16 protein-coding genes are annotated in these 16,979 nt (G+C 62.6%); 9 read left to right on the plus strand and 7 right to left on the minus strand.

Annotation, left to right across the window (positions count from 1 at the left end; translation table 11 throughout):
* Nucleotides 1-1,725, plus strand: coding sequence for an IlvD/Edd family dehydratase (locus ACYQ1P_RS15990; protein ID WP_460021340.1), 1,725 nt, complete (start codon nucleotides 1-3; stop codon nucleotides 1,723-1,725).
* Nucleotides 1,722-2,633, plus strand: coding sequence for a sugar phosphate isomerase/epimerase family protein (locus ACYQ1P_RS15995; RefSeq protein WP_460021341.1), 912 nt, complete (start codon nucleotides 1,722-1,724; stop codon nucleotides 2,631-2,633). Before ACYQ1P_RS15990 ends, ACYQ1P_RS15995 begins: the two co-directional genes overlap by 4 nt.
* 54 nt (nucleotides 2,634-2,687) lie before the next feature.
* On the opposite strand, the gene ACYQ1P_RS16000 is transcribed toward ACYQ1P_RS15995, so the two are convergent.
* The gene (locus tag ACYQ1P_RS16000; RefSeq protein ID WP_460021342.1) at nucleotides 2,688-3,905 is read right to left on the minus strand and encodes an NADP-dependent isocitrate dehydrogenase; all 1,218 of its coding nucleotides are present in this window, start codon (nucleotides 3,903-3,905) and stop codon (nucleotides 2,688-2,690) included.
* 389 nt (nucleotides 3,906-4,294) lie between these two features.
* Here ACYQ1P_RS16000 and ACYQ1P_RS16005 point away from each other — a divergent pair, with 389 nt between their 5' ends.
* Together ACYQ1P_RS16005 and ACYQ1P_RS16010 are read left to right on the plus strand one after the other, a co-directional pair.
* Complete coding sequence (locus ACYQ1P_RS16005) at nucleotides 4,295-5,368, plus strand: hypothetical protein (RefSeq protein WP_460021343.1); 1,074 nt, start codon at nucleotides 4,295-4,297, stop codon at nucleotides 5,366-5,368.
* 7 nt (nucleotides 5,369-5,375) lie between these two features.
* Nucleotides 5,376-5,696, plus strand: a complete 321-nt coding sequence (locus tag ACYQ1P_RS16010) for a hypothetical protein (protein WP_460021344.1) — start codon at nucleotides 5,376-5,378, stop codon at nucleotides 5,694-5,696.
* Here the strand turns inward: ACYQ1P_RS16010 and ACYQ1P_RS16015 are convergent.
* Both ACYQ1P_RS16015 and ACYQ1P_RS16020 read right to left on the minus strand, forming a co-directional pair.
* The gene (locus ACYQ1P_RS16015) at nucleotides 5,654-6,754 is read right to left on the minus strand and encodes an IS5 family transposase (RefSeq protein WP_460018622.1); all 1,101 of its coding nucleotides are present in this window, start codon (nucleotides 6,752-6,754) and stop codon (nucleotides 5,654-5,656) included. The two genes, ACYQ1P_RS16010 and ACYQ1P_RS16015, sit on opposite strands and share 43 nt — an antisense overlap.
* Before the next feature lie 75 nt (nucleotides 6,755-6,829).
* Nucleotides 6,830-7,423, minus strand: coding sequence for an LOG family protein (locus ACYQ1P_RS16020; RefSeq protein ID WP_460021345.1), 594 nt, complete (start codon nucleotides 7,421-7,423; stop codon nucleotides 6,830-6,832).
* A gap of 137 nt (nucleotides 7,424-7,560) precedes the next feature.
* On the opposite strand from ACYQ1P_RS16020, the gene ACYQ1P_RS16025 reads away from it, so the two are divergent.
* Both ACYQ1P_RS16025 and ACYQ1P_RS16030 read left to right on the plus strand, forming a co-directional pair.
* The gene (locus ACYQ1P_RS16025; protein WP_460021346.1) at nucleotides 7,561-7,998 is read left to right on the plus strand and encodes a c-type cytochrome; all 438 of its coding nucleotides are present in this window, start codon (nucleotides 7,561-7,563) and stop codon (nucleotides 7,996-7,998) included.
* A gap of 262 nt (nucleotides 7,999-8,260) precedes the next feature.
* A complete protein-coding gene (locus ACYQ1P_RS16030; RefSeq protein WP_460021347.1) occupies nucleotides 8,261-8,788 on the plus strand; it encodes a GNAT family N-acetyltransferase in 528 nt (175 codons plus the stop codon).
* Here ACYQ1P_RS16030 and ACYQ1P_RS16035 read toward each other — a convergent pair.
* Nucleotides 8,778-9,443 (minus strand): cytochrome b/b6 domain-containing protein, encoded by a 666-nt coding sequence (locus ACYQ1P_RS16035; RefSeq protein WP_460021348.1) that lies wholly within the window; start codon nucleotides 9,441-9,443, stop codon nucleotides 8,778-8,780. The genes ACYQ1P_RS16030 and ACYQ1P_RS16035 overlap by 11 nt on opposite strands.
* Nucleotides 9,444-9,573: 130 nt before the next feature.
* On the opposite strand from ACYQ1P_RS16035, the gene ACYQ1P_RS16040 reads away from it, so the two are divergent.
* From ACYQ1P_RS16040 to pssA, 3 genes are read left to right on the plus strand one after another with little or no spacing between them, the layout of a single operon-like run.
* A complete protein-coding gene (locus ACYQ1P_RS16040; RefSeq protein ID WP_460021349.1) occupies nucleotides 9,574-10,668 on the plus strand; it encodes a LysM peptidoglycan-binding domain-containing protein in 1,095 nt (364 codons plus the stop codon).
* 3 nt (nucleotides 10,669-10,671) lie between these two features.
* Nucleotides 10,672-11,373 carry a phosphatidylserine decarboxylase gene (locus tag ACYQ1P_RS16045; RefSeq protein ID WP_460021350.1) on the plus strand — a complete coding sequence of 234 codons (702 nt, stop codon included), beginning with the start codon at nucleotides 10,672-10,674 and terminating at the stop codon, nucleotides 11,371-11,373.
* The gene (gene pssA / locus ACYQ1P_RS16050; protein WP_460021351.1) at nucleotides 11,373-12,200 is read left to right on the plus strand and encodes a CDP-diacylglycerol--serine O-phosphatidyltransferase; all 828 of its coding nucleotides are present in this window, start codon (nucleotides 11,373-11,375) and stop codon (nucleotides 12,198-12,200) included. Before ACYQ1P_RS16045 ends, pssA begins: the two co-directional genes overlap by 1 nt.
* Here pssA and ACYQ1P_RS16055 read toward each other — a convergent pair.
* The 3 genes from ACYQ1P_RS16055 to ACYQ1P_RS16065 are packed head-to-tail and all read right to left on the minus strand — an operon-like array spanning nucleotide 12,185 to nucleotide 16,925.
* Nucleotides 12,185-15,322: an efflux RND transporter permease subunit gene (locus tag ACYQ1P_RS16055; protein WP_460021352.1), complete on the minus strand. Its 3,138-nt coding sequence runs from the start codon at nucleotides 15,320-15,322 to the stop codon at nucleotides 12,185-12,187. The genes pssA and ACYQ1P_RS16055 overlap by 16 nt on opposite strands.
* Nucleotides 15,319-16,389, minus strand: coding sequence for an efflux RND transporter periplasmic adaptor subunit (locus tag ACYQ1P_RS16060; protein ID WP_460021353.1), 1,071 nt, complete (start codon nucleotides 16,387-16,389; stop codon nucleotides 15,319-15,321). The genes ACYQ1P_RS16055 and ACYQ1P_RS16060 overlap by 4 nt, the downstream gene beginning before the upstream one ends.
* A complete protein-coding gene (locus tag ACYQ1P_RS16065; RefSeq protein WP_460021354.1) occupies nucleotides 16,386-16,925 on the minus strand; it encodes a PadR family transcriptional regulator in 540 nt (179 codons plus the stop codon). The genes ACYQ1P_RS16060 and ACYQ1P_RS16065 overlap by 4 nt, the downstream gene beginning before the upstream one ends.
* Nucleotides 16,926-16,979: the final 54 nt, after the last annotated feature.

A 16,979-nucleotide genomic window follows, 5' to 3' on the forward strand; every position in this document is an offset into this window, starting at 1 on the left:
ATGAGCGATCAAAAAAAACCGACCGGCCTCGGACAAGGCCTGACCAACTACGGCGACGCCGGATTTGCCGTCTATCTGCGCCGGTCGTTCGCCAAATCCATGGGCTTTTCCGGTGAAATGCTGGCTCGGCCCATTGTCGGCATCGCCTATACGCCGAGCGGCTTCAACAATTGCCACCGGCATTTCCCGGAGATGTTGGAGGCGGTCAAGCGCGGCGTCATCGCGGCGGGCGGCCTGCCGCTGGAATTCCCCACCGTGTCCCTGGGGGAGGTGTTCCTCAACCCGACCAGCCTGTTCTATCGCAACCTGATGGCCATGGACACGGAAGAGATGATCCGCGCCCAGCCCATTGATTCGGTGGTACTGATGGGCGGTTGCGACAAGACCGTCCCGGCCCAATTGATGGGCGCGGCCAGTGCCGGCAAACCGGCCATCCAACTGGTTGCCGGGCCGATGATGACCAGCCGCTATGGCGACGAACGTCTCGGGGCCTGCACCGACTGCCGCCGTTTCTGGGGCAAATATCGCGCCGGGGAAGTCTCGGCGGAGGAAATCCAGACCATCGAGGGCGGGCTGGCGACCACGGCCGGCACCTGCGCCGTCATGGGCACCGCCTCGACCATGGCCTGCATCACCGAGGCCCTGGGCATGATGCTGCCCGGCACCGCCGCCATTCCCGCCGTCCATGCGGACCGGTTGCGCGCCTCGGAAGCCACCGGCAAGCGGGCGGTGGAATTAATCGGCTCCGACCTCACGCCCAGCAAGATCATTACTGAACAATCGGTCGAAAACGCGCTGCGGGTGCTGCTGGCCATCGGCGGATCGACCAATGCCATTGTTCACTTGGCCGCCATCACCGGGCGCTTGGGGATCAAGATTTCCCTGGACCGTATGAACGCGCTGTCCGACGACACCCCGGTGCTGGTCAATCTCAAGCCCACCGGCCATGCCTACATGGAAGACTTTTTCGCCGCCGGGGGCATGTCTGCCGTGCTGCGGGAACTTGAACCGAAACTGCATCTGGACTGTCTGACCATCACCGGCGAGACCCTTGGTGCGCGCCTGGGGGCGGAACGGGGAGCCTATGTGGACCGCAAGGTGATTTCCGCCGCCACCACTCCGGTGGAGCCGATGGGTGGTCTGGTGGCGCTGTTCGGCTCCCTGGCCCCGCGGGGGGCGATCCTCAAGCGCTCCGCCGCCGATCATACCCTGTTCGAGAAGGAAGGCCGGGCGGTGGTGTTTTCCTCGCTGGACGATCTGGCGGCACGGGTGGACGATCCAGACTTGGATGTGACCGCCGACGATTTCCTGGTGTTGCAGAACGCCGGGCCGAAGAGCCCGTCGGGGATGCCGGAATCCGGCTATCTGCCCATTCCGTCCAAGTTGGCCCGGGCCGGGATCAAGGACATGGTGCGCATTTCCGACGCCCGCATGAGCGGCACCGCCTTTGGCACCATCGTTTTGCATGTGGCCCCCGATGCCGCCTCGGGGGGGCCGCTGGCTCTGGTCAAAAATGGCGACCGCATCCGCCTCAGTGTCGCCGAACGGCGCATTGATTTGCTGGTGGACGAGGCGGAACTGACCAAACGCCGGGCCGCACTCGACGCCGCCCCGAAGGTTGCCCCGCCCCGCCGGGGATACCAGAAGCTCTATTACGACACGGTGTTGCAGGCCGACGAAGGCTGCGATTTCGATTTCCTACAAGACAAGGAGTCACCCCGATGAAAGACAATCTCTATAGCTACATCCAGCCGGGACTGGTGCATTTCAAGGCTTTTCCACAGGTGATGCAGGGCCGCGACTATGTGGCGACCCTGGAACAGATCTGCGAGGACGATTTCTGGACGGTGGTCGAAGTGGGACCCGTCAAGGACGTGCGCGAACGGGACCGGGCCCGCAAGATGCTCGAAGTCTCGGGCATGACCGTCTGCTATGCCACCCAGCCCACCGTGCTGCCGCAGAAGCTGAATGCCCACCATTTTGATCCCGCCGAGCGCAAGCGGGTATGGAAAATCATCAAGGGCTGTGTCGATGAGGCCTACCAACTGGGGGCCCGCAACATCCGTGTGATGTCGGGCAAGGACCCGGGCGACGACAAGCGTGAGGATGCCAAAAAGATCTTCGAGGAATTCCTGCACGAGATCTGCGCCTATACCAAGACCCAGGGCGACATGAAGGTGACCTTGAAAGTATTCGACCGCGACATCGACAAGGCGGCGCTGATCGGCACCTTCTCCGACACCCGGGATGTGGCCAAACCGGTGTTCAAGGCGCATGACAATTTCGGCGTGCTGGCCGACTTGTCCCATTTCCCGCTGCTGCGCGAGGACCCGGAAACCGCCTTGAACATGGTCAAGAAATTCAACATGCAGTTCCATATCGGCAACTGCGTGGTTGAGGAAGGGCATTTCCTCTATGGCGACCTGCAACCGCGCTTTGGCGTCCCCGGCGGCTCCATCGACACCCCGCAGGTGGGCGAGTTCTTCCGCCTGCTGCTGAAGATGGGATTGCTGAACAGTGATAACCCGACCATCGTCAGCACCGAAGTGCGTCCCTTGCTGGCCGAAGAATCCTCGGCCCTGGTCATCGCCAACGCCAAACGGGTCATTCGCCAGGCCTGGGCCATGGCTTGAACATGAAAAAACCCGGAGCCATGGGGTTCCGGGTTTTTTTGAACGTCTGATAATTTACTTTTTCATCGCCGCCTGTAGTCCCTCGTCCAGCTTGGCGAGGAACTTCTGGGTGGTCAGCCAGGGCTGATCGGGGCCGATAAGCAGCGCCAGATCCTTGGTCATGTGACCGGCCTCGACCGTATCGACACAGACCTTTTCCAGGGTCTCGGCGAAGGCCACCACGTCCGGCGTATTGTCGAACATGCCGCGATAATACAGGCCACGGGTCCAGGCGAAGATCGACGCAATGGGATTGGTCGAGGTTTCCTTGCCCTGTTGATGCTGCCGGTAATGACGGGTCACCGTGCCATGGGCCGCTTCCGCCTCGATGGTCTTGCCATCGGGGGTCATCAGCACCGAAGTCATCAGCCCCAAAGAGCCGAAGCCCTGGGCCACTGTGTCGGACTGCACGTCGCCGTCGTAGTTTTTGCAGGCCCAGACGAAGCCGCCCTCCCACTTCATGGCACAGGCCACCATGTCGTCGATCAGCCGATGCTCGTAGGTGATCCCCGCCGCCTTGAATTTGTCGGCGAATTCGGCCTGGAAGACCTCTTCGAACAGATCCTTGAAGCGCCCGTCATAGGCTTTCATGATGGTGTTCTTGGTCGACAGGTAGACCGGCCAGCCCAGGTCCAGGCCGTAATTCATGCAGGCCCGGGCGAAACCGCGAATGGATTCGTCCAGGTTATACATGGACATGGCCACGCCGCCGCCGGGGAACTCATAGACCGTATGCTCAATGGGTGCGCCGCCGTCAGCCGGGACGAACTTCATGGTCAGGGTGCCCGGCCCCGGCACCACCATATCGGTGGCGCGATACTGATCGCCGAAGGCATGACGGCCGATGACGATGGGCTTGGTCCAGCCAGGCACCAGACGCGGCACGTTGTTGCAGATGATCGGCTGCCGGAACACGGTGCCACCGAGAATGTTGCGGATGGTGCCGTTGGGCGACTTCCACATTTTCTTCAGGCTGAATTCCTCGACCCGCTGTTCGTCCGGGGTGATAGTGGCGCATTTGACGCCGACGCCGTACTTCTGAATCGCGTGCGCCGAATCGACGGTGATTTGATCGTCCGTCTCGTCGCGCTTTTGAATGCTCAGGTCGTAATACTTCAGATCAATATCGAGGTAGGGCAGAATCAGTTTCTGCTTGATGAAATCCCAGATGATCCGGGTCATCTCATCGCCATCGAGTTCGACGACGGGGGTCACGACTTTGATTTTCGACATGCTCGGTCCCTCTTGCAGCCGGTTGACGGTACGCGCGGTCGGTCCCTTTCGGATCGACGGCGGCGTATCCGCAGGGGTGCGCCCCTCGTGCAGTGGCGAAGTCATTCGCACGGACGGGCGAAGCTTAATCGGATGGCGCGCGGGCCGCAAGACCGGTGGGGCTTCCGCAACCGGCAAGGGCTCGTCGCGGGGTCCCTAAGGGATCGTTTTTTTTCATTGCTGTGCGCTCCGGGAGTTCAGCCGCTTCGAGGGGTTCGAGAAACGGATGCTCCTCTACTTGTTGGAAATCGGGCTGAAGTGACGCGCGGTGCGAAAAGGCCGAAATGGTTTGCCGGTCATACGCTTCCCGGATAGGGTAGAGGCCGCTCAACGAGAAATGGATTGTTACCGTGGGCCTTGCCACCCGAATCGCCCTGCTGGGACTCGCCTTACTGGGATCGAACGCTCTTCCGTGGTCCGGCCCGGCACAGGCGGAGGAGAAAATCGTCGCCCTGCCCGACATCGTCGACCGGCAGGTATCGATCCGCGTCCTCTACGTGGAGAACCCCAGATTCCCCAAGGTCTCCCAGGCTGAACTGCGCTTCGTCATGGACCGCGCGGCCAAGCTGGTGGACGAGCATTTCGGCATCCGGGTCGACCTGCCCGAGACCATCCCGACCATTTCCATCGACGGCTTGTTCACCCGCTTGGTGGCCGAGAAGCCGGACTTCCTGGACGGCCTGATCGGGGACTTCCGCCACGGCGCGGTGGACTGGGCGGCGGTGCGCGACTCGCTGGTCGAACAGATCGGCAAGCAGACCGACCCCCTGGACAAGCAGATCGCCTTCGCCCGCCCGCACCTCATCCGACCGCCGGTGGAGGATTCCCTCGACGCCTTCGCCGACGCGGTGATCGACACCTTCAAGGCCCGTTTGGCTCACTGGACCAGCGCCACCCTGGAGGACGGCCATCCGGTGGTTGGGGCCGTTCCCGGACGCCCGGACCTGCCGCTCAACGAGTACGGCTACTGGTCTCTTATGGCGCGGCAGGGTGTTCCGGCGGAGGTTGTGCTGACCAACCAACTGGTGGCCAGCGTCGAATACATGTCGATTCCGGTCCATACCTCCATCCGCGGCGGCATCACCGGCGGCTCGACCGAATACAACCCCCAATCGCGGCTCGGCGCCTCGGTCTGGGTCACACTGTTTCCCTATCTCTCGGAAGACCAACTGATCCGCGAACTGCGCAACGGCGACAGCTACGGGCGGGAAGCAGCCCTGTCCTATGCCGGAGCCATGGTGGCCCACGAAATGGGACACCAACTCCTGCAACTGGGACATCCCTGGGCCAACGAGGCCTGCGTCATGCGCCCGGCGGAGGTGCTGGACTTCGCTGCCTGGGTGGCCCGGTTCGACGCTCCGCGCTGCAAGATCGGCTCCAGCGCGGCGATGACCCCCGGAGTCGACAAGGCGCCCATCTGGTGAGCCGTCCATGGATCTTGATTCATTGACCTGCTCCGACGAAACGGAACTCATCGTCGGGTTCTTCGCCCTGACAGGACGGATGGTCGTTGAAACCGGCGGGCGGTTGGTCAAGCCTCAGAGCGCCGAAAAACTCGAAGTCGGCTTAACAGGCTGCGGAAAAACGCGGAAGGTCGGCCCCTTTCCCCATCGGTCGGTGCCATTCAGTGGCCTCGGCGAGGGGGTGCGGGCCGCTTTTGCGGCCGGTTTCCCCGGACTCTGCCGATTTGAGGCAGAGTCCGGGTATCGTCATGCCGCAGCCATCAACTTCGGCAGCCTGACGAGGTTGTAGGCGGCGGCGGTCAGGGTGAAGACCCAGTCGACGCGGTCGGTGCCCTTGTGGCGGGTCTTGCGCAAATTTCCGGTGGTCTTTGCCCAGCCGAAGACCTCCTCAATCCGCTTGCGGATGCGCAAGCTGATGGCGTAGCCGGGATGGCGGGTTGTGCGGCCATCAATGGCGCTACGGCGGCGCACGTCACCGGTTTCGGTCACCTGCTCGTTCCGGGCGATATGGGGCGTGACCTTGCGGACCCGCAAATCGCGGACGAATTCGCGGACGTCGTAGGCCTTGTCGGCGCCCAGGGTGATGCGGCCCTTTGCGGCCAAGCCATCAACCAGCGACAGGGCCGCCTCGCGCTCGGCGGTGCCGGTGGCCCGGGTGACCATGGCGCCGACCACCAGGCCGTTGCGGTTCTCCATCAACACGTGGCCCATGAAGGCCATGCGCGAGGATTGGCCGTTGGCTTTGCGGTACAGCTTGGCGTCGGGATCGGTGGTCGAGGCATGGGTCTGGTTCGAGCGCTTCTCGCCGCGGAAATCGCGTTCGCCGTTGCGCCCCGGCCCCGGAGGCGGATCGCCGCCATCCTTGGGCCGGAAGCTCTTCATCGAGGCCCAGGCGTCGATCAGCGTCCCGTCCACCGAGAAATGCTCGTCCGACAGCAGGTCGCGGCCACGCGCCTGCGCCACCACCGCCGACAGAAACTTGGTCGCCACCTCGCCTTCCAACAGCCGGTCGCGATTCTTGGTGAACACCGTCACGTCCCACACCGGCGCATCCATCGACAGCCCCACGAACCAGCGGAACAGCAGGTTGTAGCCGACCTGCTCCATCAACTGCCGCTCGGAGCGGATCGAATAGAAGGCTTGCAACAGCAGGGCACGGAGCAGCTTCTCCGGCGGGATCGAGGGGCGACCCACCTTCGCGTACATCCCCTCGAAATCCGTCGACAGGACCTCCAGCACCTCATCGACGATGGCCCGGATCGGTCGGAGCGGATGGCTCGCCGGAACCCGCGCCTCGCAACTCACATACGAAAACAGGCTCTCCGTCCAAACGTCGCTGCCACGCATCTCGCCCCCCCTGTCGCTTTCAGGAGGAATCGAATCATACCCGGTCGTCAAAGGGAAGAGTTTTTCCGCAGCCTGTTAAATCCGTTCCAGGTGACTGGTCAGGATGACTGCGTCCGGCTGTGGGGCGGCGGAAATGGCGTCAAACACCCCGTCGGCGGTATCGGCGGTGACCCACAGGTCACGCACCTTGTGATGGGCGAAGCCGCCGTCGATGACCTGGGTCATCAAGGCCGTCAGCGGGTCCCAGTAGCCGCCGGTATTGAGCAGGACGATCGGTTTGTCGTGCTGGCGGAGCTGCTTCCAGGTGGTGATTTCCAGGGTTTCCTCCAGGGTCCCGATGCCCCCCGGCAGGGCAACGAAGGCATCGGACAGGGCGAACATCTTGGCCTTGCGTTCGTGCATGCTGCCGACCACAAGCTGTTCGGTCAGCGGCAGGGTGCCCACTTCCATGTTGAACAGAAAGTCCGGGATGATGCCGACCACCTCGCCCCCATGGTCGAGGGCGGCCTTGGCGACGATTCCCATCAGCCCGATGCCGCCGCCGCCATAGATCAGACGGATGCCGCGCTCGGCCAGCAACTGCCCCAGGCGCGCGGCGGCCTCGGCATGGGCCGGGTCGGTGCCGCTGCGCGAACCGCAGAACACACAGATGGTTTTGACGTTTTCCATGACTCTTTCCCCAAAAAAATCACACAACTGTGACCGAACCCCAGTGGAAATCCGCCCGAGAGCGCCTAGATATGAGATATCTTGGGGGCCATTCTCAAGCGCACCTGTTTGTCACATATATCAAGGATGGAAAAGCCATGTCCGTGAAATTTGTTCGATTGTCTCTCGCCGCCATCGCCGCCCTGACGATTTCCGTTGCGTCGGCGCAGGCCGATACCCTGAAGGATATCGAAAACCGTCAAAGCATGTTCACCGCCGCAAAGGTCCACATGGGTGCCCTGGTTGCCGTCGCCAAGGGCGCGCCCTATACCGAGGAAACCAAGCTGCACGCCCAGGGCATGCTGGCCCTGGCCATGCAGGCCCCGCGCATGTTCCCCGAAGGCTCCGACATGGGCGAAACCGGAGCCCTGCCGGTGATTTGGGAAAAGCCGGAGGCCTTCAAGGTCGTATTGGAGGGTTTCCGGAAAAGTGCCCAGATGGTCGCCGAGGCCGAGGGGGCCAACTTTGGCAATGCGGTGAATGAACTGGGCAACGCCTGCAAGGCCTGCCACGACGATTTCCGTCAAAAGAAGTAGGTTTCCTTTTGAAACCCAAGGCAAAAGGGCGGCTTCGGTCGCCCTTTTTTTCCGCATTGACAGCAGCCCCGCCTTGGATAATGATGCCGCCCATGAACGAGCAGAAGAACCAGATTGGCGGTCTTGCCGCCCTCCGACGACGCATGGATTGATTTATATCTTCGTGCGCCAGGACCTACTCGTTTTGTGATTACCCTACAGGTTTAGTTTTTCCGGTCTTCGGGCGCCTTTTGCTTTGCCCCTTTGAGCCAGGATTCGAAAGATGATCCAGTTGTCCCCCGAGCGGCCGGAACATGCCGCCCCTATTGAAGCGTTGCTCGACAACGCCTTTGGTCCGGACCGGACCCTCAAGCAGTCCTACGCCTATCGGCGGGATGTGGCGGCGCTGCCCGAACTGGGGCTGGTGGCCCTGAACGGGGACATCCTGGTCGGCACCATCCGCTATTGGCCGGTGGTCATCGGACGCTCAGTCCAGGCCGCCCTGCTGCTCGGGCCGGTGGCGGTCGATCCATCACTTCAGAAATCCGGCATCGGACGGCAGTTGATCGAACGGTCGCTGTCCAAGGCGCAGAGCCTGGGTCACGAACGGGTGCTGCTGGTCGGCGACCCGGGCTACTATGAACGCTTCGGATTCGCCCCCGCAGCGGCCCAGGGCATCATGATGCCGGGCGAACAGCCGCACCGGCTGCTGTTGCGGGCACTGGTCCCGCATGCCCTGGCGACCACCTGTGGCGGTCCCCTGTGGCCCTGGACCCCCGACCTGCAACGGAAGATCGCTGCTACAGCGTGACCCCGGCCCAGACCGCCCCGGCGGCCAGCCCGAGTACGATCAGGGCCAGCCACCCCGGGGCATAGGGCCGGTCGCGCCAACTGCCGCGCGGCTTGCGCCGCCCGGTGATCATCGGCAGGATCAGGTTTTCCCCCTTCAGCCGGTAGACGATGATGGCCAACAGATGCAGGCCGATCAGCGCCATCAGCAGGTTCGACGACAGGTGATGAATGCCGGTCAGGCTGTCGCTCAGTTCCTTGCTGACCCGGGCCGCCAGGGGACCCTCGGTGAAAATGTCATCGTTGGCGAACAGGCCGGTGCCCGCCTGCACCAGCAGCGTCGCCAGCATGGCCAGCACCGAACCCGCCCCCAACGGGTTATGGCCCGGGGTCGGCGACTGGCGGTCGCGCAAATACTGAAGAATGGCTTTCGGGCCGCGCACGAAATCACTGAAGCGCGAGCGCGGACTCCCCACCAGCCCCCACAGCACACGAAACAACACCAGCACCAAAATGGCCTGCCCCGACAGCATGTGATAGCTCATCAGCTTCACGTTGCCGCTCAGACCGCTGTAAATGCACACTCCCACCAATCCCACCAAGGCCCAGTGAAAGAGCCGGGTCGGCAGGTCCCAGACCCGGATTCCGCGCGCGGCGGAGGCGCTATCGTTGGTCATGGTTCTTCCCTCTCTTGGATCTGCCCCGTTATTTGCGCGAAATCGGCGCACCGGTCAACATCGGGCCGTTGTTGCGGCGGCGCTTCCGGGGTATTACCCTTACATTATCAAAAATGAAAGAACGACGGATATGCCCCAGGGCGACGATTCGGGAAAGCTGGCACGGCCCCTCCTTCTGGCGGGGATCGGCGTTCTTCTGGTGGCGCTGGCCATCGGGCTGAATGTCCTGCTGCTCAACGATGATGAGGGAGCGGGACCGATTGTCGAATCGGCGGGTCCGGTCATCCCGCCGCCGCTTCAGGCCGAAACCCCAGAGCCCGCCCCGTCGCCGAACCCGAAAATCAACCACAAACCGCCGGTCGATTCGCCGACCTTCGATGTGGTGCGGATCAACCCCAAGGGCGATACGGTGATGGCCGGGCGCGCCCGCCCCGGGGCCAAGGTGGTCATCCGCGACAAGGATCAGGTCCTGGGCGAAGTGGTCGCCGATGACCGGGGCGAATGGGTCTTTCTGCCCGACCATCCCCTGCCGCCGGGCAGTCGGGAACTGGTCCTCGACGCCACCGCCCCCGACGGCAGCACAGCAAGCTCACAAAATGCCGTGGTAATGGTGGTGCCGGAACCGGGCTTCGACGTGGCCGGACGGCAAGGCGGTGACAGTGGACCGTTGGTGGTCCAGGTGCCGCGCAACGGACAGGGGCCATCCCGGGTCATGCAGACTCCCTCCAAGGGCGTCGAAGGGCCGCGCGGACTGGCCATCGATTCCCTGGACTACACCGACCAAGGACAACTGAGCGTCGGCGGCCGGGCGCGTCCCGATGAGATCGTCCATCTTTACCTGAACCAACAATTCCTCGGACAGACGGTGACCGACGGCGAGGGCCGCTGGTCGCTGATCCCGCAGACGACCATCGAACCGGGCCTGTACACCCTGCGCGCCGATGCCGTGGATGCTGCCGGCAAGGTGCTGGCCCGCATCGCCATTCCCTTTTCCCGCGCCGAGCCGCTCGAAGCCCTGCCGGGCGAGGCCTTTGTGGTGGTCCAGCCGGGCAACAGCCTGTGGCGCATGGCCCGCTCGACCTATGGCGACGGCTTCAGCTATACCATTATCTTCGATGCCAATCAGGAACAGATCAAGGACCCGAACTTGATCTATCCTGGTCAGGTGTTCGCGCTTCCCGTTTCGCCCCGCCCCCGGTCCTCCACCGCACAAGGCCCCGAATAATCCATGCTCAAAGTGATTCTCGTTCCCATCCATCCCGCCGGTTGGCCCTTTATCGGGCTGTTTGCCGTGATCACTGTCATTCTCGGTGGTATTGCCGAGCCGTTGGGCTGGATTGGCCTGATCCTGACCGCCTGGTGCGCCTATTTCTTTCGCAATCCCGACCGGGTGACGCCCATTCGCGAAGGTCTGATCGTCAGTCCCGCCGACGGCGTGGTGCAAAAGATCGACCGCGCCGTGCCGCCGCCGGAACTGGAGATGGGCCCCGACGAACGGCCCCGGGTCTGCGTCTTCATGAATGTCTTCAACGTGCATGTGAACCGGGTGCCCTGCGGGGGGCGCATCCTCAAGCTGGCCTATCGTCCCGGCAAGTTCTTCAATGCTTCCCTGGACAAGGCCAGTGAGTTCAACGAACGCCAGTCGGTCCGCCTGCAACTGGCCGAAACCAACCACGGTGCGCCACGCGACATTGCCTTTGTGCAAATCGCCGGACTGGTCGCCCGGCGCATCAAATGTTTCGTCCAGGAAGGCCAGGAGATGAAGACCGGCGAACGGTTCGGCCTGATTCGCTTCGGCAGTCGGGTGGATGTCTATCTGCCCGAGGGCATCGCCCCGCTGGTCGTCGAAGGACAGACAACCCTCGCCGCCGAGACGGTCATTGCCGATTTGCACGGCACCGAGGGCCAACGCACAGGGGAGATCCGCTAGTGTTCCGTCCACGCCGCCGCCGTTTCAAGGGGATGAACGTCAATACGTTGATCCCCAACATGATGACCCTGCTCGCCACCTGCGCCGGATTGACTGCGATCCGCTGGGGGCTTCAGGAAAAATGGGAAATCGCCCTGCTGGCGGTGCTGGCGGCGGCCATTCTCGATGCCCTGGACGGACGCATCGCGCGGCTGCTCAAAGGCACCAGCAAGTTCGGTGCCGAATTGGATTCACTGTCCGATTTCGTCTCCTTCGGGGTGACCCCCGCCCTGCTGCTCTACCTTTGGGTCTTGCAGGATGCCGGGCGCTTCGGCTGGATGATCACCTTGTTGTTCGCCCTGGCCTGCGGCTTGCGGCTGGCCCGTTTCAACGTGGCCGACGACAGGAACGACATGCCGGCCTGGGCATCGAACTTCTTTACCGGTGTGCCCGCCCCGGCGGCGGCCGGACTGGCCCTGCTGCCGATGATGATTTCGGTACAGGTGGGCGAGGATATCCTGCGCTATCCGGCGCTGGTCGCCATCAACATGCTGCTGGTGGCCGGACTGATGGTCAGCCCCATTCCGACCTATTCGTTCAAAAAACTAAAAATACCGCAGCACGGGGTACTGCCGCTGATGCTGGTGTTTGGCGTCACCATCGCCGCCCTGATCACCGCCCCCTGGGTGACCCTGACCATCGTTCTCAGCCTCTATCTGATTTCCATGCCGTTCAGCGTCCGCACCTTCATGGCCATGAAACGCGAGGCCGACACCCATCATCCGCACGACGCGGATGACGAAGGCGAAGACGGCGACGAGACCTCCAAGGTTCAGCCTACCGACTGAAGCCGCCGCTCCCGCCAGGCCTTCACGTTGGCCCGCAGCATCAAGGCCGACGGGGTCACCAACAGAGTCAGCAAGGTGGCGAAGCCAAGCCCGAAAACGATGGCCGTGGCCAATTGGGTCCACCATTGGGTGGCCGGAGCGCCAAAGGTCACCTCGCGGGTGATGAAATCAATATTCACCCGGAACACCATGGGCATCAGCCCGAGCATGGTGGTGACGGTGGTCAGCATCACCGGGCGCAAACGCTGCGCGCCGGTGCGCAGGATGGCATCTCGGGCGTTGCCGGAGACCTCCAGCAATCGGTCGTGGGTGTCGATCAGCACGATGTTGTTGTTGACCACGATCCCGGCCAGGGCGATCACCCCGATGCCGCCCATGACAATGCCGAAGGGCTGATCGGTGACCAGCAACCCGATGAACACGCCGATGGTCGACATGATCACCGCGCTCAGAATCAGAAAGGCTGAATAGAAGCTGTTGAACTGGGTGACCAGGATGATGGCCATGATGAACAGGGCGACGATGAAGGCCCGGCCCAGGAATTCCTCGGCCTTGCGTTGCTCTTCGTCCTCACCCTTGAAGACGATTTCGGCCTTCGGATTGAGGGGCGCATTTTTCAGCCAGGCTCGCAGTTCCTGCACCTTGGGATCGGGCAACAGGCCGGGCAACAGGTCGGCCTTGACCGTCATCACCCGTTCGCCATCGACCCGCTTGACCGTCCCCACCTTGGCCTTGGCGCTGCGTTCGACGAAGTTGCTCAGGGGCACGCCGCCGCTGTCGGTCATGACGCGGATATGATCCAGTTCGCGCAGGGTGCGATGGATTTCCGGATAGCGGGCGCGGATGTCGATTTCATCATCGCTGTCGTCGGGGCGATAGGAGCCGAGCTTGATGCCACTGGTTGCCAACTGCACCGCATCGCCGACCATCCGCACATTGATCCCGTATTTGGCCGCCTGAGCCCGATCGACGCTCAATTCCCAGTCGATGCCCGGCAGCGGGCGACTGTCCTCGACGCCGGTGATTCCGGCCATCTGTTCCAGATGATTGCGCAACAGATCAATGGTGTCGGCCAGCACGCCGGGATCGTGCGAGGTCACCTGCATCTGGATGGGCTTGCCCACCGGCGGCCCGCCTTCCTGTTTGCGCACGTCCAAGATGATCCCGGCCAGATCGGCGGTTCTTTGTTTGACCTCCTCCAGAATCACATCGGCCTTGCGGCGCTTGTCCCAGTCGACGAATTCCAGGTTGATGGTGCCGATGATATCCTCGGCCTCCTCGCTCTGGGTGGTGGTGCCGGTGCGGGCATAGATGGTCTCGATTTCGTTCATGTTCAGAATGCGGCTCTCCACCTGGGTGACCAGCGCCTTCTGCTCCCAGACCGACAGGTTGCCGCGGGCCCGAATTTGCAGAATGGCCACTTCCGGTTCCACATCGGGAAAGAATTCGACACCCTTGCCAAAGTGGGCATAGGTGACCTGAACCCCGACCAGCATGAACAGCGCCATGAGCAAGACCTTGCCCGGATGATCCAGCACCCGGTCCAGAACCCGCAGGTATCCCCCGGTGAGGCCGGGAATACTGCGCAGGTCGCCGCTTTCCCCGGCAGTCAGATGCTTCATGGTCTCCGGGTCGGCACTGCCCGGCTTGCCAATCTGTGCCCCCAGGGTGGGGACGAAGATCAACGCCATGAACAAGGACGCGCTGAGGGTCGCCAGCAGGGTGATGGGCAAAAATTTCATGAACTCCCCGACCACCCCCGGCCAGAATACCAGGGGCAGAAAGGCCGCCAGGGTCGTCGCGGTGGAGGCGATAATCGGCCAGGACATGCGCTTGGCGGCCAGGGCGTAGGCCTGTCGGCGGTGGGTGCCTTCGGACATCTTGCGGTCGGCGTATTCGGTGACCACGATGGCCCCGTCCACCAGCATGCCAACGGCCAGAATAAGGCTGAACAGCACAACGATATTGATCGTCATACCAAGCGCGCCGAGCACCAGAATACCGGTCAGGAACGATCCGGGGATGGCCACCCCGACCAGACCGGCGGTGCGCACGCCAAGCGCCGCGATGACCACGATCATGACCAGTAATACAGCGGCGATGACGTTGTTCTGCAAATCCTTGAGCATGTCGCGGATCTGTTCAGATTTGTCCTGACTGAACGAGACTTTGATTCGGTCGCGCAGGGCCGCAGGCCATTGTTGCTGCGCCAGGGCCACGGCGGCGCGGACCGCCTCGATGGTCTCGATGATATTCTCGCCGGTCCGCTTCTTGACCTCCAGGGTCACCGCCGTCCGACCGTCGACGCGGGCGAACCCGGTCGGATCGACGAAGGTGCGCCGCACCTCCGCCACATCGCGCACACGCACCGCCGAGTCGCCACTGACCGCCAGCGGCATATCCAGGATATCGCCGACCGTCTCGAACAGACCGGGTACCTTGATGGAAAAGCGGCCGTGCCCGGTATCCTGAGCCCCCGCCGCCACCAACAGGTTGCTCGCCGCCACCGCAGAGACTGTGCCGCCGGTGGAAAGCCCATAGCCCTCGATTTTGACCGGATCGACAATAACCTCGACCAGTTCATCGCGGTCCCCGGCGATTTCCGCTTCCAGAACGGTGGATATCCCTTCGATGTCATCTTGCAGATCCCGCGCCAGATCCAGCAGGGTGCGCTCGGGAACCTCCCCGGCCAGGATCACCGCAATCACCGGAAACAAACTGAAATTCACTTCTTGAACGACCGGCTCTTCGCTCTCGTCGGGCAAATCCGGCTTGGCCAGATCCACTTTCTGACGCACATCGTCCAGCGCCTTGTCGGCATCGAATCCAGCTTCGAATTCGAGCACCAGATTGGCCCCGCCCTCGTAGCCGGTGGAGCGAAGCTCTTTCAGTCCCTCAATGGAGCGTAGTTCCTGATCAAGGGGGCGGACCAGCAACCGGTCCGCATCCTCGGGCGAAATGCCGTCATGGATCACCGAAACGTAGATGATCGGAATATTGATATCCGGGTCCGCTTCCTTGGGGATGGTCGAATAGGCATAAGCCCCGGACAGCAGGATCAAAACCAGGGTCGAGAGCACCGTCCGTGAATGGTGGATGGCGGCGTCGATCAGATGCTTCATGGGGCGTCCCCGGCCACCGGCTCGACCGTCTGTCCGGCCTTGACGAATTCCTGACCGACAATGATGAGTCGGAGTCTTTCGGGCAACCCGCCGACCCACATGCCGTCTTGGGTGTCGTCGATGATTTTGACCGGATGAAAAACAACAGTTCCATCGGCGTCAACGCCCCGCAGCCCCACCTGCCCCTCATCGGACAGCGTCAACAGGGCCGGGGAAATCAGGTGCGCCCGGACCACCCCGGTATCCAGGATCAGGCGGGCGGTCAGCCCGGCGCGCAACCGAGCGTCGGGATTGGGAACGTCAACCTCGAAGCGAAAGGTCCGGGTTTTTGTATCGGCGGTCACCGCCAAATAGTGCAGCACCCCCTCGACAGTCTGCCCATCGGCCAGTTGGGCCGTGGCCGGAGCCCCGAGGTGCAGATCGACCGCCTGGGCCTCGGGGATTTCCCCAACCACCCGCAAGGGGTCCGTATCGACCAGGGTCGCCACCACATCCCCGGTCTTGAGATAGCTGCCCACCTCCGCACGGCGGCTGTCGACGATGCCAGCGAACGGGGCCGCAATGGTGATGCGCTCGAGTTCCAACTGCGCCAGATCCAACGCCGCCCGCGCCGATTCCAGCGCGGCACGAGCCTCGGCCAGCTTGGTTTTTGAACGGAAGTTCTTGTCCGCCAGTTCCTGCGCCGCTTCAAACTCCAGTTGCCGCTGGGTCAGCAGCGCCCGGGCCTCGGCCAGCCGGGCCTTGCGGTTGTCGGCGACCAGACGGACCAGGACCTGTCCGGCCTCCACCGAAGCGCCCTTGTCCACCTCGACCATTTCCACCCGGCCATCGGTTTCGGTCCTGATTTCGACCGACCGTTCGGCCTCCGTATGACCGAACAGGGACAGCTTTCGATGCCAATCCCGGGCCTGACTCTCCCGCACGCGAACCTTGAAAGGAGACGCTTCAACGGGGGCCGCCGCCATTTCTGGTGGCGTGGGCTCTTCCTCGGAGGCCCCGAGACCGGACCCGATCCAGACCGCAACGACCAGGGTCAACGCAGCCGCGATCACATAGGATTGTTTCATGGTCGGTTTCCTTCGGCCGGTAACAGGACGTCTCGCTGGGACTCCATGTAGTCCACTATGGCGCGGTAAACGGCCAAGCCGAGCCCATGCACGAACTGCCGTCCTCTCGGTTGGTCCTTCAGGGATTGCCCGCAATCTTCAGAAAGCATTTCGTTGATGTGGGATTGATGCAGACCGAGATAGAAATCGTACACCTGCACCCGTTGGGCCGGTGAAAGCAGGTCACTGAAAAACAACATGAACGAGGCCTCGGAACGGAAGCTGTCGCGGGCCGGAGACCTGTTCAGCGCGGCCTTGAAATGCGCCCGGCCCGCCTCGGTGATGGCATAGACCTTTTTGTCCGGGCGTCCATCCTGGGCCATTTGGACGCAGCTCACCAATCCATCCGCATTGAGCCTGGACAGGGCCGGATAGATGGATCCCAGACTGACCTCGTGAAAATAGGCAAAGGGGCCGTCTTCGAATTGCTTGCGAATCTCGTAGCCGCTGGCCTCACCCAAGGTCAGCACGCCAAGACAGACTTCATGCGCTTTCATGGCTTTCTCCCGGAGGCCCGCGCCTCTATGACGGACTGATATATATCGAAGTGA

This window comes from Magnetospira thiophila (genome assembly GCF_054657015.1).